Raw genomic sequence first — 18,380 nt, forward strand, 5'->3', positions numbered from 1 at the left:
CCTTAGATACGGAATGATTGCGCGCGTACTGAAACACCCGGTTTACTTAATTTCGGTCAGTTTGCTTTTTGGCGCTTGCGGCCATGTTCCAAAAGAACTGTCGGCTAAAAAAACAGGCATTGCAACTGCGGCTGCAAAAAATAAAGCATTAAGGCTTAGTGAGTCTGGCCATAGAGTTAAAGCAGACGCAAAGACAATTTTAGCACGCAAAGAAGTCCCGGTTTTATGTTATCATCAAATTAGAAATGCTTTACCTATCGACAGCAAGCGTGCGCAGAATGACATTATCTCGCCAGATAACTTTAGAAAGCACATTAAAATGTTAGCCGACAGTGGCTTCCATTCTATTTTGCCCGACCAGTTATATGATTATTTGGCCTTTGGAGTAAAGCTGCCAGAAAAATCTATAATGATTTCTTTTGATGATACCGACCTCGATCAATTTGAAGTGGCGGCACCAACCTTAAAAAAATATGGTTTTAAGGGCGTTTATTTTATAATGACAGTTTCTATCGGAAAAAAAGGTAGGATTGGATATATGAGCAAAGCTCAGATCAAGCAATTGTCTGAGGACGGAAACACCATTGCAAGCCATACCTACGATCATAAGAATTTCGCACATTTTACAGAAGCCGATTGGAAAACCCAAATTGATCAGCCAACAAAGACGCTCGCAGAAATTACAGGTAAAAAGATAAATTATTTTGCATATCCTTATGGTATTTTTAAAACTTCATCTCTTCATAAACTAGAAGAGCACGGCTTCAAAGCAGCTTTCATTTTATCAACAAAAAGAGATGAGCAATATCCCTTATACACCATTCGTAGAATTGTAGATCCTGGTAATTACTCTGCCAAAAACCTAATTCACAGTATAAAAAAGAGCTTTAATAAAACAAAAAGCTAATTCTCTTTGCATTTTTAAGGCAAAACTACACCTTTGTAGCATGAGAAATTACATCATCGGCAGCATTGCATTGCTTATTCTATTTGCCTGCAACAGCCCAAAAAGCGGAAAAATTGAGGCAGAAAATAGTACTCATATCGCCAAAATAACCACCGTGCTTCCAAGCTGTTTTTACAAAAGATTAGAAGGAACTATTGCAGGAAAACCCGCCATTATGCACTTACAAAGCATAAATGGCAATCCATCTGGCGGATATTATTATGACGGGCCTTGGTTAGGTTTATCAAACTTTACCAAAACAAGCAAAGACAGTGTTTGTCTCAATGAGCGTAATTTATATGCATCGTATTTTGAGCCAAATTCAAAATATCCCACAATAACCGTAGGTTGGAATGGAAACGGCTTCAACGGGACTTGGATGAGCGGCGACAGCACAAAAAAATATCCAATAAAATTAGAAGAAAAGTACCCAGAAGGATCTTACAAATTTAGCGCAGGCACCTATAGCGACTCGATTGCGGCGATTCCCAATAATCCAAAATCGCCCATGGCACAAATAAATTTCACTTATTTGAAAGCAGAAGATGGCACAGACAACACCAAATGGCTTGATGCACGACTTAAAAAGCTATCGGGCATTGAAGACCCAAACACTGGCCGACAAGCAGGATTTGAAAATCTAAGCACAGATTATTTTAAAAACTACGCCAGCGAAATAAAGCAACTAGGCAAAAATATGGACATTACAGAGATGCATTCTCTTAATTATTACAGGACCAACAATCAGTCCATAGCCTATAATGATAGAGATTATGTGGTTCTCGAATCGCTTAGCGAGGAATACACCGGTGGCGCACATGGCAATTACGGCACTTTAATGACTTGTTTTGATGTAAAAAACAAAAAGCAACTTGCACTAAGCGATGTAATAAAAATAGATTCTAACACACTACAAAAAATAACAGAGAAAAATTTTAGAAAGCTATACAACATCAAACCAAATGGCGATTTAAAAGCGGTATTATTTGATAATTTCATCAAACCAAACACCAACTTTTATTTTAACCAATTTGGTTTGGCTTTTATGTTCAACCCTTACGAAGTTGCAAGCTACGCGCAAGGTCAACTGGTTGTGTTTATTCCTTTTACAGAATTGACGCAGTATTTAAATCCAGAGTTTAAAACGAGAATGGAATTATAAAAACCATATTGCTTAGAAATAATGGAGTTTGTTAAATAGTGCTTGTATAATTTTAACGAGAAAATTAGATCATCTATTAAATTTCCAAAAAAAAATTAGATTTTCCGTAAATCAACAGCAAGCGCTCCCATAATGAAATATAGTTTAATTAGTCTCCTCAGTCTCACTACGTTTACAGGCTCTAAAAACCCATAAAAGAGTGAAGTTTATAGCAGACAGCCAATTGTTGAGCTGCCTAATTCTTTTTATAAAAGACTTGAAGGAACGATCGATGGGAAACCCGTTATTAGCCATCTACAAAAAGCAAACAATGCGTATTTTGGTAGAGATTACTACAATGGCCCGTGGTTTCGATTGTCAAACCTCAAAAAAGCAAATAAGGATAGTGTGGGACTCAAGGAGCTTAGTTATTTTGATAATGGCGCCAACCAGAGCAGGAAAAATCCAGCATTATCGCTCGCTTGGAAGGGGAGTGCTTTCTACGGAATTTGGGTAAATGGCGACGGTTCACAGATGTATCCTATAAAGCTGGAGGAAAAATATCCAGAAGGGTCTTTTAAATTTGATATTGAATATTATAGTGATTCAACTTATGCAATTTCCGAAAATCCGACGGCTAGGACAGCGAAATTTAGCATTATCTATTTAAAGCCTAAGACAGATAGCGAGCATGGAAAATGGCTTGATGAACAATTAAGATTGCTGGAGGGAATAACAGAGGAGAAAATGAGTCGAAAAACTCAATTTGAGAAGTTAGCTAGAGCGTATTTCCAAAACTATAGAAAAAGCATTAAAAATTTTCTCGATAAAGCCAGTCCCGCCTATCTTAATTTCTCAAATCAATTTCATCATCAAACCGGATACATTGCCTTTAACGATAGAAATTACGTTAATGTAGAAGTATTTTCTGAAAACCAAATACGCGGCGACGTGAGAAATAGCAGCATGGTTTATTGTTTCGATGTTAAAAATAAAAAACGCTTAGCATTAACTGATGTAGTAGATATGGACAATGAAAAACTTCAAAACATCCTAAAAAAAATCTACAAAGATCAGTACAATTATGAGCCAAGAAATTCTTATGAAGAAACAGCATTTAATCAATCTCTATTCCAAACAGATAACTTTTACTTTAATCAATACGGTTTGGCCGTGTTAAGCAACCCGGGCGGGATGCCTGGCAATGTGAAAGGCCAAGTTTTGATTTTTGTGCCGCTTAAAGATGTCGAGGAATATTCAAAACCAGAGTTTAAAACGAGAATAGAAATTTAAGTCGTCGTTTTCTTAACTGTTAAGACGAAGCTCAAAAAAACTTTGTTATCAAAAAGGCTTTTCCATTAAAAGTAAACTCCTCATTTTTGCATTTGCCAATAAGCGTTTTACCTATCGGCGATGCTTGAGAAACTGCGAAGTATTTTATGTTGTCAATACTTAATTCGCCTGCGCTAATGCTTAGGTAAAAATTGCCATTCGAGGTAAAAACCAAGCTTCCGTTTTGCACCGTTGCCGACACGCCAGTTCGCTCTATCTGCTGTAAAGCCATTTTTTGCATCCCAGCTTCGTAAAGCAACTTGTTATTTCTGTCCATTTCTTGCTGCATCATTTCTCTGGTCGTTTCATATTTGTCGCCGGCACTACTCTTCGTATCATCATTAGAAGCCTGCCTGGCCTGCTTAAGAGAATCTTCTATATTTTCTATGCGGTTTTGTATAAACGCCAAACACAGTTGATGCAACCGATGCTTTATGGTGGAAGAATTAATCATAATCTAAATCAATCTGCAAGATGCGCAAACTATTCAAATTTTCACCCTCACAACTTTTCTTATTCTATTCCACTTAAATCGCTAACTCAAAACATCCAAGTGTTCAATAGCGCTAACCCGACTAAAAAAACAAAATATATAAATTGGATATTTCTCTTGACAATAGGTTTAAATGTCCATTTCAACCATTTCTGCTCTTGCACCAAAACGAATTGGCAAAATACTTGTTCCAATTCCCTTGGACACATACATGCTGGGTTGCGGCGCCCGATACCAACCTTTTAAGTATGTTCCGCTTCCTGGAGGCTTAAAAGGCACAAACCCCAGAAAGGTAATTTGGCCGCCATGCGTGTGCCCAGAAAGGACCAAATCTATATTTAAGTCACCCTTTTGTCGGCCAATCACATCTCGGTATGCCGGACAGTGCGATAATACAATGTTAGTTTCTGTAGGGTTGATTCGGCTTATCGCCTTTATGTAATCTGCATTTCCCCCGATAAAATCATCAATGCCAATTATTGTTATTTTGCGCTTTCGTATTGAAACAGTTTCATTTTTATTAATTAACAACTTACAATTATTCTTAGAGTAAACGTCGCTAAGTTTCTGCAAATTTACATTCCCCCAATACTCCCAGTTGCCGGTTATCGCGTACTTTAAAATGCCATGATCAATTAATTCTAAAAAACGGTTTAATGGTTCAATCTTATCGGTATGATCAACCGAATCTCCGGTTATAAAAATTAAATCCGGCTTTATTGAATTGATTTTTCTTGCAATAGACTTATGAAAATACCTGAGTTTATCGAAATGTAAGTCTGAGATCTGTATTATTTTTATCTTGTCGTCAGATGATTTCGAAACATCAAAATAATTCCAGTCGATGACATACTTCTCAAACCAAAAAGAATCTAAAAAGACCAATATAATAGACGCTAAAATACCGCCTTTAATAAACTTTCGTCTGGTTAGATCTGGCATTTAGGGTGTATAAAAAAGTGAATTAAAATTGTTTAAATTGGATGAGTTGGGTGAGTTGGGTGAGTTGGGTGAGTTGGATTTTCTAATTTCTTAACCAAAGATAACAAAAAGTGATCAGCTGAATCACATCTTTTATCCCCCCGAATCCGTCTCTTTTCAAACTTAAACCCGGTGGAAACGGTAGCCCGCGAGGCACGAGCGGCTATAGTGCACAGTGGGACTGCAAAAACGCAAAAGTACAGAACCCATCGTTTTCAAATAATTAGGATCATCAAGGCAGAACTTAAAAGGAAAAAGCAAAAAGCAAAAACTGAGTTCGGTTTTTATCGTAACTTTTTACCCTCGGGCTTTTTGCTTATCTTTGCAACTTATTTTTCAAACGCATGATTTCAGTTTCAAATTTATCTTTACAATACGGCAAGCGCACTCTTTTTTCAGATGTAAATCTCAAATTTAATCAAGGCAACTGCTACGGTGTTATTGGCGCAAACGGCTCAGGAAAATCAACTTTTCTAAAAATTTTATCGGGTGAGGTAAGTCAAACGACTGGTTCAGTAGCTTTTACGCCAGGAGAGCGCATGGCGGTTCTAAAGCAAAATCACTATGAATTTGATGAATTCACGGTATTGGAAACTGTTATGATGGGCCATAAAGAACTTTATGCCATCATGAAGGAGAAAGATGGCATCTATATGAAAGAGGATTTCTCTGAAAAAGATGGCATACGTGCTGGTGAATTAGAGAACATTTTCGCAGAAATGGATGGCTGGAATATGGAAAGCAACGCGGCAACCATGTTAAGTAATTTAGGAATAATCGAACAAAACCATGGCAAACTGCTCCAAGAGTTAGACAATACACAAAAAGTTCGGGTACTTTTGGCCCAAGCGCTTTTCGGAAATCCAGATATTCTACTTTTAGATGAGCCAACCAACGATTTGGACATCGAAACCATTGCTTGGTTAGAAAATTTCTTGGCTGATTACCAAAATATTGTCTTGGTTGTAAGTCATGATAGGCACTTTTTAGATGCAGTGTGTACGCACATTGTGGATATCGATTTCAGCCAAATGAGCATTTACTCCGGCAATTACAGCTTCTGGTACGAAAGCAGTCAGCTAGCATTGAAACAACGCGGAGATCAGAACAAAAAACAAGAAGACAAGGTTAAAGAACTTCAGGAATTTATTAGAAGATTTAGTGCGAATGCTTCTAAATCTAAACAGGCTACTTCCCGTAAAAAAGCCTTAGATAAGATTGATATTTCTGAAATTAAGGCGTCGAGCCGGAAATACCCTGCCATTATCTTTAACAATACTGGTAGAGATGCGGGAGATCAGATTTTGCAGGTAGAAAAGTTAAGTAAAAGCAATTCAGACGGCGTACTATTTAAAGATATTTCTTTTATGGTAAATAAGGGAGACAAAATAGCCATCCTTTCTCAAAATAGTTTGGCTACCGCGGCTTTTTATGATGTACTTAGCGATCGAGATGCAACCTTTAAAGGTTCTTTTAAGTGGGGTGTTACCATTAGTACTGCCGACATTCCGAACGACAATGCAGCATATTTTATGCGTAAAAACGAAAATTTGGTCGATTGGTTGCGGGAATATTCTGGAACTGATGCCGATGAACAGTTCGTCCGGAGCTTTTTAGGCCGGATGCTATTCTCTGGCGAAGAGGTTTTAAAAAGCGTGAAAGTACTTTCTGGAGGAGAAAAAATGCGCTGCATGTTTTCGAGAATGATGTTGCAACAGGCTAACTTTTTAATGTTTGATGAGCCTACCAATCACTTAGACTTAGAATCTATCGAAGCATTAAACAATGGGATGAAGGATTTTAAAGGAACGATTCTATTTACTTCCCGAGATCATCAATTGACAGAAACGGTAGCAAATAGGGTGATTGAAATTACCCCAAAAGGCACAATAGACAAATTGATGACCTACGATGAATACATCCACAGCGACGATGTGGATAAATTAAGGAAAGAAATGTATGCTTAATTTTTTTAAAAAATAGACATCAAAAAGAGCTTTGGATATAAACCAAAGCTCTTTTTAATTTTGGAGTAAGCGAAAAGCTGAAAAAGTAAATGAATATTTTTTTAGCTGTAGCGTTTTGAGTTAAGTGCTCGTTTAAGAAGAAAAAACGTTAATGGCCGTTAACAACCATCCTTTTAAACATTAAAACAAAAACATGACAACTCATTCAAAAACACTTTACAGAAATGCAAAACTTTTTTTTGCAGTCTTTGCACTTTCAGTTACGCTTGCTGCTTGTAGCAAAACAGAACCTAATCAGCCAATAGAAGCTGCAGGAATTGGATTTATCCATGCGTCGCCGGGTACTGGAGCATTGGATTTTGTGATAGACAACCAAAAGGTAAATCGCTTCACCTACACGCAAGATTTTGGATATTACACTGCCTATCCGGGTGTTCGAATTGTTGGAGTAGCTAAAAAAGATTCTACCAAATATCTAACCAGCGCCAATGTAACTTTAAAGCCGGGTACATTCTATTCAATTTTTGTAGTGGATACTTTAAAATCTACCAAACTTCTGGCGCTAGAAGACGACTTGACGGCACCAGCTGCAGATAAGGCAAAAATTCGCTTTGTAAACTTAAGTCCAGGTTCAACAGCACTAGATTTAAATGTAGCGGACGCAGACACGGCGTTAGTTAAAAACAAAGCTTTTAAAGAATATTCTAGCTTTGCGACCATAACTCCAAATGTTTCTTATAATTTCCAAGTAAAACAGACTGGTACAACTGCTGTGAAAGCAACGCTAACAGCTGTAAAAATAGAAGCCGGAAAGATTTACACCATTTGGGCAAAAGGCTTGTCTAGTGCAACAGATAGCACGGCTTTCGGTCTTTCTATTATGCCAAATAAATAGCAACTTCCTTACCTGGAAGAACATCGACACCATTCCGATTGGAATGGTGTTATTTCATTATTTTTGCTTTTACCGATGATTATAAACGCTAAAAAAGGTGCTTTAGGGAGTGATAAATAAAATACTCAGTTTTGAGGCGATTTTAAAAGGCTGTTTAAAAGAAGACGATGGCTGTAAAGAAATGATGTATAAATCATTTTACGGGTATGTAATGGGCGTAACTTTAAGATATACAAAGAACAGATCTGATGGTGAAGAGTTGGTGAATGACAGTTTTATTAAAATTTTTAAGTACTTATCTACATTTAAGAAACCGGATAATCCAGATCAGTTGCAACAATTTTTTAAAGGCTGGGTAGCGCAAATTGCATCGCGCACTGCAATTGACCGACTGAGGACATCGAAAGCACATCTATACGTAGAAGATGTTGCAGAAGAAGTTCATCCGGCAACTCAGGTTTCAACAGCGTCTCAACTTCATGTAAAAGACATTTTAAATTTATTAAATCATTTACCGGAAATGCATCGATTGGTTTTTAACCTGTATGAAATTGAGGGATTTTCTCACGAAGAAGTATCTAAAATGCTGAATATCCCGATAAGTTCTAGCCGAGTCTACCTCACTAGGGCAAAAAGCAAATTGCGTAGCCTTTACACGCATAACATGACGAATTCTTAAGGAAAAAAATGAATAAAGAACTCATCGAACAGATTAGAGCACAACTACAAGAATATGAGGAACCTTATGATCTTGGCGCTTGGGAGCGATTTAACGAAAAAAATCGCAAACAAAGACGATTTATTTATTGGCCTCTGTGGTCAGCTGCTGCCGTGATTTTGGTTTTTTTGGGTTTATTCTTTACTTTTAATCAAACAGATAAAAAATCTGCCATTGCCGTTTCTAAACCAAAGTTAGAGGCAATTGGCTCAACACAAAATTCCATAAACAATGGTTCGAATGTTTCAGCCGCCAATGGTGATGAAGGTTTAGGAAATCGCTTTAAGTCTGATAACCAAAGAGTTGCAAACCATTATGATCGATCGTTACCCAGTGAAAATAATGTTCTGGCACAGAAAGTGCCTTTGCAAAATATACTAACGTCAAATACAATCCTTAATTTGAACGCTGTGCCTGCGACAGAACTATCCACTGATTTATCGTATGAGAAACTCGAACAAAAACAACAACTGCCCCCTGCAAATCACCTGACTTTTGAAGAATTATTGGCCCGCGACAGCAAAACTGATCTGGCAAAAACAACACACAAAAATTTAACCGATCCTAAATGGGAATCTGGTGTTTACGTAGCGCCAGCGATAGGCAACGACAACAAAGTAAATTTGAATTATGGCTTTTCGCTTTCATATTCCGTTGCACCTAAAATATCCATCAGCTCAGGGGTTTCATATGCATCTTTAAGCAGCAGCGAAACGCTAAGCAATTCTTCACCACAGAGTTTATCTGGCAAAAACCTAGGTGCTGTAAATGCCAAAGTAAGTGGCATCAATGTACCGCTAGAGTTAAGATATAAGATATCAGATAGATTGTATACGGGTGTTGGCATCTCTGCCTTAGCGGTTTTAAATAATTCTCAAAGCAACACTTACCTAAGCAACGAAGTTCAAAGTTTTGCAAGTCCAAACTCAGTTCAAAATTCCGATTTAAAAAATTACATTGTGCAAGAGAAAACGGTCGAACCTCAACCTCCTGCAAGCGTAGCGCCAGACAACTACATCGGGTTTTACAATTTTTCTCTAGGATATAAGCAGAAAATATCGAAAAAAAATAACATTTCTATAGAACCTTTTTTGCAATTGCCAATGAAAACGTTTTCAAAAGAAAATCTTAATCTTACGAATGGTGGAGTTAGGCTAAAATTTGATTTTTAAAAAATACCCATTTAGCCTCTTGCCTCGTTTTCAGTTAATTTAAAATCAATTTTTGGCTAGAGCACATCGGTAAACAAATGTTTTTCGTAAATTCTTATAAAAAGCTTTAGCAATGAGATTTGATAGGATTTATATAGCCCTTATATTTTTACCATTTTGGGGTTGCAGCCAAAATAAGCCGCAACCTAATAAACAGGATGAAGCGCCAATAGTGATCGAACTTTTTACTTCAGAAGGTTGTTCCAGCTGCCCGCCGGCAGATAATCTGGTTGCAAAAATCCAGAAAGAATATTACGAAAAATCTGTTTACATCCTTGCGTATCATGTAGATTATTGGGATAGGTTGGGATGGAGAGATCCTTTTAGCAATTTAGATTACTCTAAACGCCAATATAAATATGCACACTGGTTAAAAAATAATGGCGTTTACACACCTCAAATAGTTGTAAATGGTTCGGTGTCATTTGTTGGTTCTGATCAGCAAAAACTTAGGGCTGCATTAGGAAAAAACAATTCAATGATTGAAAATAACATCGTTTTAAAGGTTAAAAATCTTCTGGACAATAGAATATCAGTTGATTTTACTTTAAAAGACAGGATTCCGAATACAATGCTATGTGTAGCATTAATTCAAAACAGCGCGACAACGAAGGTAACCGGAGGTGAAAATAGTGACCGATTACTGCATCACGTCGATATTGTACGAGAATTTAATACGATACAAGCCGGCGACCATGGATTGTTGTCATTTAATCTACCGAACAGCACAACGTCAAAATATCATTGTATAGCTTTTTTGCAAAATTCGACAACTGGCAGAATTATTTCTGCCACGAGTACAGGTGTAGTAAATTAGTGAAAACGAATCGAACGAATAATACTTTTTACAATTTTAGTTGGTAAACTATCAATATAAACCATTGTTTACCTTAAAGTGAGTATTGCGATAAGTTGCTCGGCGGAAAAAAAACAGAGCGCCAAAATCTGATTAGATTTTGGCGCTCTGTTTAAAAATAATATATCCTAATGATCTGCCATGCCATCAGCCCCATGGGCGTGTCCATGAGTCAATTCATCTTTGGTTGCTTCGCGCACACTTAATATCTTTCCTTCAAACATTAAATTTTTGCCAGCCATCGGGTGATTTAAATCTACAGCTACCGTATCTTCGTGTACCGCCGTCACCCCTGCCCTAAACTGGTTGCCATTATTGTCTTGTAAAGGAATCACATCGCCCACTGCAGGCAATTCTCCACCGGCTTCTGTAAACATTGATTTTGGCAAATCTGCAAATGCCCCTGGATCAAGTTCTCCATACCCATCTTCCGCAGAAAGTTCAAAACTATAATCATCCCCAACTTTAAATCCTGTCAATTGCTCTTCAAATTTCGGTAACATCATACCTACGCCGTATAAAAATACAAGTGGATTTTCCTCATCTGCCTTTTCAATAAAAACGGTTTTTCCCTCCTCGTTAGTGGTGTGTAATTCGTACGTTAATGAAACTACTGTGTTTTCTGAAATGTTCATTCTATCTATTTTAATGTAAATGTGTCAATGCCTCAACCGCCGCAGAAACCGGCAGTTGGCATACTCTATTTTTGCAAATATAAACTTTTGTTTCAAAGCCCTGCTTTCCCTCTAACAAGGGCAGCGTACTTTTTGTTCCGCCTAATATAATTTTGTTTGGAATGTAATGATTGCTAAACTCATTTTTCAATTTCTCCCACTCCTTCCCCACAATGGCAATTTCATTAATGCCGTACACTTTGTTTAGCAAACCGATAGCCCAATTGGAGTAGCCAGACCCGTAAGATTTCATACTAGGCTGTACAGCTTTTAACATTTCATCTGCCTTTTTGGTATAACTTTCATCGTCGAAAAGCAACCCGAGTACACTCAGATTATTAGCCATAACAGAATTAGAAGCAGGAATTACGTTATCCAACACTTCATGTTTTCTAGCAATAAGTTTTTCACTTTGATTTGAGGTGTAGAAGAACATCGGTGAATCCAAATCAGTAAAATGTGCAACTACAAAATCTGTCATTTCTCTAGCCTCCGCTAACCATTTTTCATCGAAATCAAATTGATAGAGTGCAATTAGAGATTCAATTAAAAAAGCGTAATCATCTAGAAACCCAGCTATGGATGGCTTACCATTTTTATAATTTCTGAATAAACGCTTATCCGCAGCCCTTAAATTGCTCAATATAAAGTCTGTTGTAAGCACTGCCTTTTCGTAATAACTTCGATCACCTAAAATCGATGCTGCTTCTACAAGCGCCTTAATCATCATAGCATTCCAAGCGGTCAGACATTTGTCATCCAAACCCGGCCTAATCCGATTACTTCTCCTTTCCAATAATTTATTATTAGCAATCAAGGTTTTCTCCTTCAAACTGTCCTTGTCGAGCCCATATTTTTCTATAAATACATCATCATCCAAGGTTCTACGCAGAATATTGGTATGCTCTTCTTCCCAATTTCCACTGTCATTTACATCGTAATAATCGCTCATCAAATTTGCATCTGCTCCAACAATTTCGTCAAATTCGGTCTTATCCCATACATAAAATTTGCCTTCAACACCCTCGCTGTCTGCATCTAAAGCGGAAAAGAACAACCCATCAGCAGAGTTCATTTCTGCAAAAACCCATTTAATTGACGCTTTTGCTACCAGTTTAAAACTTTCATTTTTGTAAGCTTGATAAGCTTCCAAATAAAGTGAAATTAGCTGTGCATTGTCGTACAACATCTTCTCAAAATGTGGCACATGCCATTTATCGTCAACTGAATACCTCGCAAAACCACCAGAAATTTGGTCGTAAATACCACCTTTCGCCATCTCTTGTAAAGTAAATTGTACAGCGGTGTAACATGCTTTGTCTTTAGCCAGTACTGCATACCTTAATAAAAAAAGCCAGTTGTTTGGCAAAGGGAATTTTGGCGCACGATTATAGCCGCCAAAACCTAAGTCAAATTGTCTCTTCCAAGGGCTTACAATTTCTGTTAATTGCGCAGTTGTAAAAGAACTATCAGCTGTATTTGCTAAAATTTTTTCGCTGTCGCGGATACCAGCCGTGAGCCGATCTGCATACTGCAAAGCTTTTTCCGGCTCATTCGACCAAAGATTGGCTACGTTGGATAAAACATTTAGCCAGTCTGAGGTTCTAAAATAGGTACCTCCATAAATAGGCCGTTGATCTGGTAAGCAGATGCAATTTAATGGCCAACCACCACTTCCGGTCATTAATTGAATGGCGAACATGTAAATCTGATCTATGTCGGGTCGCTCTTCCCTGTCTACCTTAATGCATATAAAATGCTCATTCATAACCTTTGCCACTTCGGCGTTTTCAAAACTTTCGTGCTCCATTACATGGCACCAATGGCAAGCCGAGTAACCTATACTAACTAAAATAAGTTTGTTTTGGGTCTTAGCGCTATCCAAAGCCTCTCTACCCCACTCCTGCCAGTGCACTGGGTTATAAGCGTGTTGAAGGAGATATGGCGAAGAAGCTTGAATAAGTTTGTTTGGCGTTTTTTCCATAATTGTAAAGTTAAAAGTATTACAACAGAAGCTTTGATAAGTTTGGTTTTAATGTTTAATTTGTGCTTTTGAGCATTAAATAAAGATTAAGGAATAAAGACACGGCGTTGAGCTAAATACCTACTACTAACGGCTAACCCAATGAAAATAACCCATACAGAAATATACAGATTTAGTATTCCGATAGAGCCCTTTGTAATTGCAACAGGCACAATGCATTTTGCACAAAATGTGCTTATCAGAATTTACACAGACCATGGCTTGTACGGTATTGGGGAGTGTTCGGCTTTTCCGATGATTGTTGGCGAAACGCAAGATACCTGCATTGCCATGGCTAAGGAGTTTGCAAAGATATTTGTCGGAAAAAATCCTTTAGAGATTCCAGAAAGGATGAACGATTTGCTTCAATTTGCAAATTACAATCCAACCATCAAAAGTGCTTTCGATATGGCCTTATTTGATATTGCTGCAAAAGAGGCCAAATTACCGCTGTATCAGTTTTTGGGTGGCAGTAAACGAATCGTCGAAACGGATATGACGATTGGAATTGGAAAGCCTGAATTTATGGCCGACGCTGCAAAAAAATGGGCAGAAAAAGGCTGCAGAAATATTAAGATTAAGCTTGGAACAGGTACTGCAGAGGACATTGAACGTGTCATACAAATTAGAGCCGCAATAGGAAACGAGGTAAACTTGCGATTGGATGCAAACCAAGGTTGGAGCTTTGATGACGCTTTATTTATACTTGGGCAGCTAGCTCCATACAACATTCAATTCTGCGAACAGCCGATGCGTACCTGGTTCGATGACAAATTGCCGGAACTCCATTTAAATTCAGCCATTCCGCTGATGGCCGATGAGAGTTGCTACAATCATCACGATGCGCGAAAACTGATAAACAGTCAATCAACCACTTTCTTAAACATTAAGTTTTCTAAATCTGGCGGAATATTAGAAGCACAAAAAATACATGAAGAAGCCTTAAAAAAAGGAATTAAATGTATGATTGGCGGCATGTTGGAAAGCCGAATTGCTGTGACAGCAGCGCTTCATTTTGCACTTGCTAGTCCGAACGTAGTTTTTTATGACTTAGATTCTTGTTTGCTTGGCCACTTGGTCGACCCCGTTATTGGTGGTGCCCGCTACAATGGTTTCTTTTTGGAAGTGCCAGAAATATCGGGTATTGGAGCAGATGCAGATGAATTTTTCTTAGAAAAATGCGAATGCTGGAAAGTGTAGGGAGGTATTAAAAAACTGCTACCCTTTGCATGTACCCGAATTTATTTGCTGAAATGTAAATTCGTTACTGAGACAAAAGCCGTCAAATTAAAACCATATCTTATAATTCTCAAGACTACTACTCCCAGTTTTCCTCACCTTTTTCAACTAGGTACAACCAGTAATTTACCAACAATTTTATTTCGGTATAGTTCCCGTATTTAAAGTAAATAGTGCCTGCAGCAGTATGTAAATTTAAATGTCCAACATCGATTCCTTTATGCCAAGGATACTGAAAAGCCGTGATCGACTGGATATTGCTGGGTTTTAAAATGTTATGAGAAATATCCCAAATTCCTTTTTGCTTAACAATAAATTCTTCACTCACAGTTAACTTATGATTTCTGTAACTGATATAAACCATAGAAAGACCGATGGCCAAATAAATCCAAACCAAATGTAAGTAAGGGCGAACTTCTTGATTGTTTATCGCAACGAAAAAAAAGATTAGCGCAGGAAGAAATATTTTGAAGAAATTGGGCAGGTTTACGAACCGCCAGTTTGGTAAAAATTTGTTTCCGCCGTGCGGGAGTTTGTCTAGAATTAGCTGCATCAACTCGTCTTTCTCCGTAGGACTGCAACCAGGCAAATGAATAACCGAACCCTGAAGCCCATCTTTTTGATTGGCACCGCCAAAATGAGGCTGCTTAATGATCAAATTTACAAGACCTAATTTACGCTGAAAATAATTCTGACTATAAGAAGCTATTTGAACCTTGTTGGGATCGAGAATGGTATTTTTTTTGGCAATGAAGCCTGAAGAGATAAGTAAATTGTCATTCTTGATGCTAATTTGAAGTTCAAAGTATCTATAAAACGTCCGAACCAAATTGATAACAAGCAAAACTAATAGAAAAATAACAGCTAAAATAAATGCTGACAAAACACCTAAAAAACCTTTTGCTGTGGCTTCTAGCCGATCTTTATCTAAATTAAAAGCATCTATAAGGTGATTTGCTTCATACCAAACGAAATATACAAACGACAAAAGTAAAAGCAAGCTTCGCTCATAGTGGGAGGTTAAACCTACCTTTAACAAAGTTGCATTGCTTATTTCTACTAAGGGCTTGCTTTGAACTAAGTTTTCTATTGCGGCGATAGTTTGTTCTGCGCCAACTTTCTTTTTCGCGACAAGCAGATGATCTTTCAAGCTTATTGCAGCATATTCTGTAATAGCCCTAATGTGTACTTCCTCACCATTTGCGCTGGCGGTATCTATTTTTAAGCCATAAACGCCAATTATTTTCTGTAAGATATCTTGGGTAATGTTTACCTGCTGAATTTTTTCTATTGGAATAACCAAATTGTCTCTATTAAAAATTCCTTTCTCGACGACAAACTCTCGGTTTATCTCGTTAAGATAAAAGGTAAACCGCAGATAACTGAAGTAAGCAAAAACCAAACTGATAATTAGGATAATTACTAAACCGAAGAAAACATATGCGATGTAAATTCCCGGAGATTTAACGATAAATATGATGAAAAGAAAGAATAAGCTTTTTACAATTCGAAATGCAGTATGGGCCGCCATAATTATGATGCCTATGGCGGACTGTCGTTGGGGTTTGCCAAAGTCTAATTCCATTTAAATGGTTGTTGATTTTGCCAGCTTTTCCATTTTAAAGAGAATTAAATCTCGGATACTTTTAGCTTCTTCCACAGGAATTCCTTCAATATTTAGGTGACCTGTTTGCCCACCCGCCGTAAAAATTTGAAGCGCTGCCAATTTGAAATGGCGTTCTAACAACCCTTCGTTCAGCTCAATATGCTGAATACGGTTTAAAGGAATTATGGTCGTTTCTTGTTGCACAAGACCCTGTTTGTAAACTACGTCATGCGTTCTCATCCCATATCCGCGCCTATCAAAACTAGCTTTTTTCAACCAAAACAATAACGAAAAAAAAACCGCAAGTAGTATAGAAATGAGCATCCAGAATGGCTGCACTTCAGCGTTAAAAAAGATGAGGCATGCAGCTCCAATTACGACAATTAGGGAAAAACCTAGGGTTTTAAAAAGTATAATTTTCCAATAATTTGCATGTGGCCTTTTTAACTGAATTTCTTCATATTTAGGCAAGTTAAAAAGATCTGCAGGTAAATTGCTAAATGCATTTGTTAATTGGTCGGGTAGCATGTGTTAAAGGTAATAATTTTTGAAAGCATTATACAAAAGTCAGCTATCAGATATTATATTTTCGATTCATATTAAATTGCCAGAAATCCTAGCGAGGATTTTGATCAAAATCACGGTAATTTCTTATTTTTTGTGAGCGGTAGAAGCGATTTGCTTTTTTTAAGTGATAGGTTGAATCTTTGGTTAAGTTTCAGGATGGAGAGTTAATTCAGTTAAGTGACAATTCAGTTGCTTATTTAAATTATTCATTGTAATATTGCAATATAGTATTTATGATATGGGAGCTACCAATACCGAACATTATACCGAAGCGCAAAATAAAGTGGCAGGTCTGGCAAAAGCACTCGGGCATCCGGCTAGAATTGCAATAATGGAACACCTGCTAAAAGTGGGCAAGTGTATTTGCAATGACATTGTGACTGAGTTACCTCTAGCACAACCCACTATATCACAGCACCTTAAAGAGTTAAAAAATGTGGGGTTAATTAAGGGAAATATAGAGGGAACTGCAATTTGTTATTGCGTTGATGAAACAGCCATTGACACGTTAAAAATATATTTTGAAAATTTAATCCCAACACGCAGGGGTAAACAGAATAATGCTTGTTGCTAAAACTAAATAGACATGGAAAATCAAAATCAATTAAAGGAAATTGTTAAGCAAAAATATGGGGAGATTGCGTTGCAAAGCAAAGAAGTAAACCAATCTTCTTGTTGTGGTGCAAGCGGATGTTCTACAGAAATTTATAACATCATGAGTGATGATTACACGAATTTATCAGGCTACGCTGCTGATGCAGATTTAGGTTTAGGATGTGGCCTACCCACACAATTTGCAAAAATAAAAGCTGGAGATACGGTCATCGATTTAGGTAGTGGTGCAGGCAATGATTGTTTTGTGGCGCGTGCCGAAACTGGTGAGAGTGGAAAGGTAATTGGAATAGATTTTACACCGGAAATGATTAAACAGGCTAGGAAAAACGCCGATGACCTTGGTTTCAACAATGTGGAATTTCGAGAAGGAGATATAGAAAAAATGCCTGTTGCTGCAAACGTTGCTGATGTATTGGTTAGCAACTGCGTACTAAATCTAGTGCCAAATAAAGCTGCAGTTTTTAATGAAATTTTTAGGGTAATTAAGCCCGGTGGGCATTTTAGCATTTCAGATGTAGTGTTGGTTGGCAATTTACCTGAAACGTTACGGAGCGATGCAGAAATGTATGCCGGCTGTGTTTCTGGTGCAATTCAAAAAGAAGATTACCTTGATCTGATCAACTCAACTGGTTTCAAAAATGTAGTCATACAGAAAGAAAAGTCTATCATAATTCCGAGTGATATTTTAGAAAAGTACTTAAACGCTGAAGAGCTAAATAATTTTAAGCAAGGTGATACAGGCATTTTCAGCATAACGGTGTACGCAGAGAAACCAGTCGTTGCTTGTTGTCCGCCGGGCTGTTGTTAAGATATTATTTAGATCCGTTAGAAAATATATCTTCTGATGGCTATTTAAGCCGATAATGTATCGTATGTTGCCGAGACTTCTCTGAGTCGGCACTTAAAAGGAACAGTTGAATAAATTAAAATCGATAGAAGCAGAGAAGCTTCCAACGAATGATGAGCTCTTTTTGAAGTACTTTCTAAATCTGAAATAACGCTGAGATATTAGAGAAAAATTAAAACTCTGCTGCTAACTGGAAATTTGTATGCACTTGCCTTTTAATTTGCACTCGTTAAATAGGTTTTAAAACCAAATAGCCTGCCATTTTGGGC

General features: G+C 37.5%; 17 protein-coding genes. 11 read left to right on the plus strand and 6 right to left on the minus strand.

Annotated elements, in window-relative coordinates:
* Positions 1-13: 13 nt before the first annotated feature.
* The 3 genes from ACVWYG_RS07725 to ACVWYG_RS07735 all read left to right on the plus strand — a co-directional run bounded on the left by ACVWYG_RS07725 (position 14) and on the right by ACVWYG_RS07735 (position 3,380).
* Positions 14-907 (plus strand): polysaccharide deacetylase family protein, encoded by an 894-nt coding sequence (locus ACVWYG_RS07725; RefSeq protein WP_457269599.1) that lies wholly within the window; start codon positions 14-16, stop codon positions 905-907.
* Positions 908-947: 40 nt separating this feature from the next.
* Positions 948-2,108, plus strand: coding sequence for a DUF3298 domain-containing protein (locus ACVWYG_RS07730; RefSeq protein ID WP_457269600.1), 1,161 nt, complete (start codon positions 948-950; stop codon positions 2,106-2,108).
* A gap of 354 nt (positions 2,109-2,462) precedes the next feature.
* Entirely contained in the window at positions 2,463-3,380 is a 918-nt protein-coding gene (locus ACVWYG_RS07735) for a hypothetical protein (protein WP_457269601.1), read from the plus strand.
* 31 nt (positions 3,381-3,411) lie between these two features.
* Here the strand turns inward: ACVWYG_RS07735 and ACVWYG_RS07740 are convergent, their stop codons facing one another.
* Both ACVWYG_RS07740 and ACVWYG_RS07745 read right to left on the minus strand, forming a co-directional pair.
* Positions 3,412-3,873: a 3-oxoacyl-ACP synthase gene (locus ACVWYG_RS07740; protein WP_457269602.1), complete on the minus strand. Its 462-nt coding sequence runs from the start codon at positions 3,871-3,873 to the stop codon at positions 3,412-3,414.
* A gap of 168 nt (positions 3,874-4,041) precedes the next feature.
* On the minus strand, positions 4,042-4,854 hold the full coding sequence (locus ACVWYG_RS07745) for a metallophosphoesterase (RefSeq protein WP_457269603.1): 813 nt from the start codon (positions 4,852-4,854) through the stop codon (positions 4,042-4,044).
* 383 nt (positions 4,855-5,237) lie between these two features.
* Here ACVWYG_RS07745 and ACVWYG_RS07750 point away from each other — a divergent pair, with 383 nt between their 5' ends.
* The 5 genes from ACVWYG_RS07750 (at position 5,238) to ACVWYG_RS07770 (ending at position 10,501) form a co-directional block, all read left to right on the plus strand.
* Positions 5,238-6,860 (plus strand): ABC-F family ATP-binding cassette domain-containing protein, encoded by a 1,623-nt coding sequence (locus ACVWYG_RS07750; RefSeq protein WP_457269604.1) that lies wholly within the window; start codon positions 5,238-5,240, stop codon positions 6,858-6,860.
* A 193-nt stretch (positions 6,861-7,053) separates the two neighbouring features.
* Entirely contained in the window at positions 7,054-7,755 is a 702-nt protein-coding gene (locus ACVWYG_RS07755; RefSeq protein ID WP_457269605.1) for a DUF4397 domain-containing protein, read from the plus strand.
* A 109-nt stretch (positions 7,756-7,864) separates the two neighbouring features.
* Positions 7,865-8,434 (plus strand): RNA polymerase sigma factor, encoded by a 570-nt coding sequence (locus ACVWYG_RS07760; RefSeq protein ID WP_457269606.1) that lies wholly within the window; start codon positions 7,865-7,867, stop codon positions 8,432-8,434.
* Between the two features lie 8 nt (positions 8,435-8,442).
* The gene (locus ACVWYG_RS07765; RefSeq protein ID WP_457269607.1) at positions 8,443-9,645 is read left to right on the plus strand and encodes a hypothetical protein; all 1,203 of its coding nucleotides are present in this window, start codon (positions 8,443-8,445) and stop codon (positions 9,643-9,645) included.
* 112 nt (positions 9,646-9,757) lie between these two features.
* Positions 9,758-10,501 (plus strand): DUF1223 domain-containing protein, encoded by a 744-nt coding sequence (locus tag ACVWYG_RS07770; RefSeq protein WP_457269608.1) that lies wholly within the window; start codon positions 9,758-9,760, stop codon positions 10,499-10,501.
* Between the two features lie 167 nt (positions 10,502-10,668).
* Here the strand turns inward: ACVWYG_RS07770 and ACVWYG_RS07775 are convergent, their stop codons facing one another.
* Together ACVWYG_RS07775 and ACVWYG_RS07780 are read right to left on the minus strand one after the other, a co-directional pair.
* The gene (locus tag ACVWYG_RS07775) at positions 10,669-11,175 is read right to left on the minus strand and encodes an FKBP-type peptidyl-prolyl cis-trans isomerase (protein ID WP_457269609.1); all 507 of its coding nucleotides are present in this window, start codon (positions 11,173-11,175) and stop codon (positions 10,669-10,671) included.
* A 10-nt stretch (positions 11,176-11,185) separates the two neighbouring features.
* A complete protein-coding gene (locus tag ACVWYG_RS07780; protein ID WP_457269610.1) occupies positions 11,186-13,198 on the minus strand; it encodes a thioredoxin domain-containing protein in 2,013 nt (670 codons plus the stop codon).
* A 141-nt stretch (positions 13,199-13,339) separates the two neighbouring features.
* On the opposite strand from ACVWYG_RS07780, the gene ACVWYG_RS07785 reads away from it, so the two are divergent.
* The gene (locus tag ACVWYG_RS07785; RefSeq protein WP_457269611.1) at positions 13,340-14,437 is read left to right on the plus strand and encodes a mandelate racemase/muconate lactonizing enzyme family protein; all 1,098 of its coding nucleotides are present in this window, start codon (positions 13,340-13,342) and stop codon (positions 14,435-14,437) included.
* A gap of 118 nt (positions 14,438-14,555) precedes the next feature.
* Here ACVWYG_RS07785 and ACVWYG_RS07790 read toward each other — a convergent pair whose 3' ends face one another.
* On the minus strand, positions 14,556-16,061 hold the full coding sequence (locus ACVWYG_RS07790; protein WP_457269612.1) for a PH domain-containing protein: 1,506 nt from the start codon (positions 16,059-16,061) through the stop codon (positions 14,556-14,558).
* Positions 16,062-16,610 carry a PH domain-containing protein gene (locus ACVWYG_RS07795; protein ID WP_457269613.1) on the minus strand — a complete coding sequence of 183 codons (549 nt, stop codon included), beginning with the start codon at positions 16,608-16,610 and terminating at the stop codon, positions 16,062-16,064. It abuts the gene before it with no gap.
* Between the two features lie 277 nt (positions 16,611-16,887).
* Here ACVWYG_RS07795 and ACVWYG_RS07800 point away from each other — a divergent pair, with 277 nt between their 5' ends.
* Positions 16,888-17,223 carry an ArsR/SmtB family transcription factor gene (locus tag ACVWYG_RS07800; protein ID WP_457269614.1) on the plus strand — a complete coding sequence of 112 codons (336 nt, stop codon included), beginning with the start codon at positions 16,888-16,890 and terminating at the stop codon, positions 17,221-17,223.
* 12 nt (positions 17,224-17,235) lie between these two features.
* Positions 17,236-18,072 (plus strand): arsenite methyltransferase, encoded by an 837-nt coding sequence (locus ACVWYG_RS07805; protein WP_457269615.1) that lies wholly within the window; start codon positions 17,236-17,238, stop codon positions 18,070-18,072.
* Positions 18,073-18,380 lie beyond the last annotated feature (308 nt).

The organism is Pedobacter sp. UYEF25 (genome assembly GCF_054061655.1).

Coding starts and splice junctions, on each gene's coding strand:
- ACVWYG_RS07770 (WP_457269608.1), top strand. CDS start 9,758: ATGAGATTTGATAGGATTTATATAGCCCTTATATTTTTACCATTTTGG.
- ACVWYG_RS07790 (WP_457269612.1), bottom strand. CDS start 16,061: ATGGAATTAGACTTTGGCAAACCCCAACGACAGTCCGCCATAGGCATC.
- ACVWYG_RS07800 (WP_457269614.1), top strand. CDS start 16,888: ATGGGAGCTACCAATACCGAACATTATACCGAAGCGCAAAATAAAGTG.
- ACVWYG_RS07805 (WP_457269615.1), top strand. CDS start 17,236: ATGGAAAATCAAAATCAATTAAAGGAAATTGTTAAGCAAAAATATGGG.
- ACVWYG_RS07785 (WP_457269611.1), top strand. CDS start 13,340: ATGAAAATAACCCATACAGAAATATACAGATTTAGTATTCCGATAGAG.
- ACVWYG_RS07730 (WP_457269600.1), top strand. CDS start 948: ATGAGAAATTACATCATCGGCAGCATTGCATTGCTTATTCTATTTGCC.
- ACVWYG_RS07780 (WP_457269610.1), bottom strand. CDS start 13,198: ATGGAAAAAACGCCAAACAAACTTATTCAAGCTTCTTCGCCATATCTC.
- ACVWYG_RS07775 (WP_457269609.1), bottom strand. CDS start 11,175: ATGAACATTTCAGAAAACACAGTAGTTTCATTAACGTACGAATTACAC.
- ACVWYG_RS07725 (WP_457269599.1), top strand. CDS start 14: ATGATTGCGCGCGTACTGAAACACCCGGTTTACTTAATTTCGGTCAGT.
- ACVWYG_RS07765 (WP_457269607.1), top strand. CDS start 8,443: ATGAATAAAGAACTCATCGAACAGATTAGAGCACAACTACAAGAATAT.
- ACVWYG_RS07740 (WP_457269602.1), bottom strand. CDS start 3,873: ATGATTAATTCTTCCACCATAAAGCATCGGTTGCATCAACTGTGTTTG.
- ACVWYG_RS07755 (WP_457269605.1), top strand. CDS start 7,054: ATGACAACTCATTCAAAAACACTTTACAGAAATGCAAAACTTTTTTTT.
- ACVWYG_RS07745 (WP_457269603.1), bottom strand. CDS start 4,854: ATGCCAGATCTAACCAGACGAAAGTTTATTAAAGGCGGTATTTTAGCG.
- ACVWYG_RS07750 (WP_457269604.1), top strand. CDS start 5,238: ATGATTTCAGTTTCAAATTTATCTTTACAATACGGCAAGCGCACTCTT.
- ACVWYG_RS07795 (WP_457269613.1), bottom strand. CDS start 16,610: ATGCTACCCGACCAATTAACAAATGCATTTAGCAATTTACCTGCAGAT.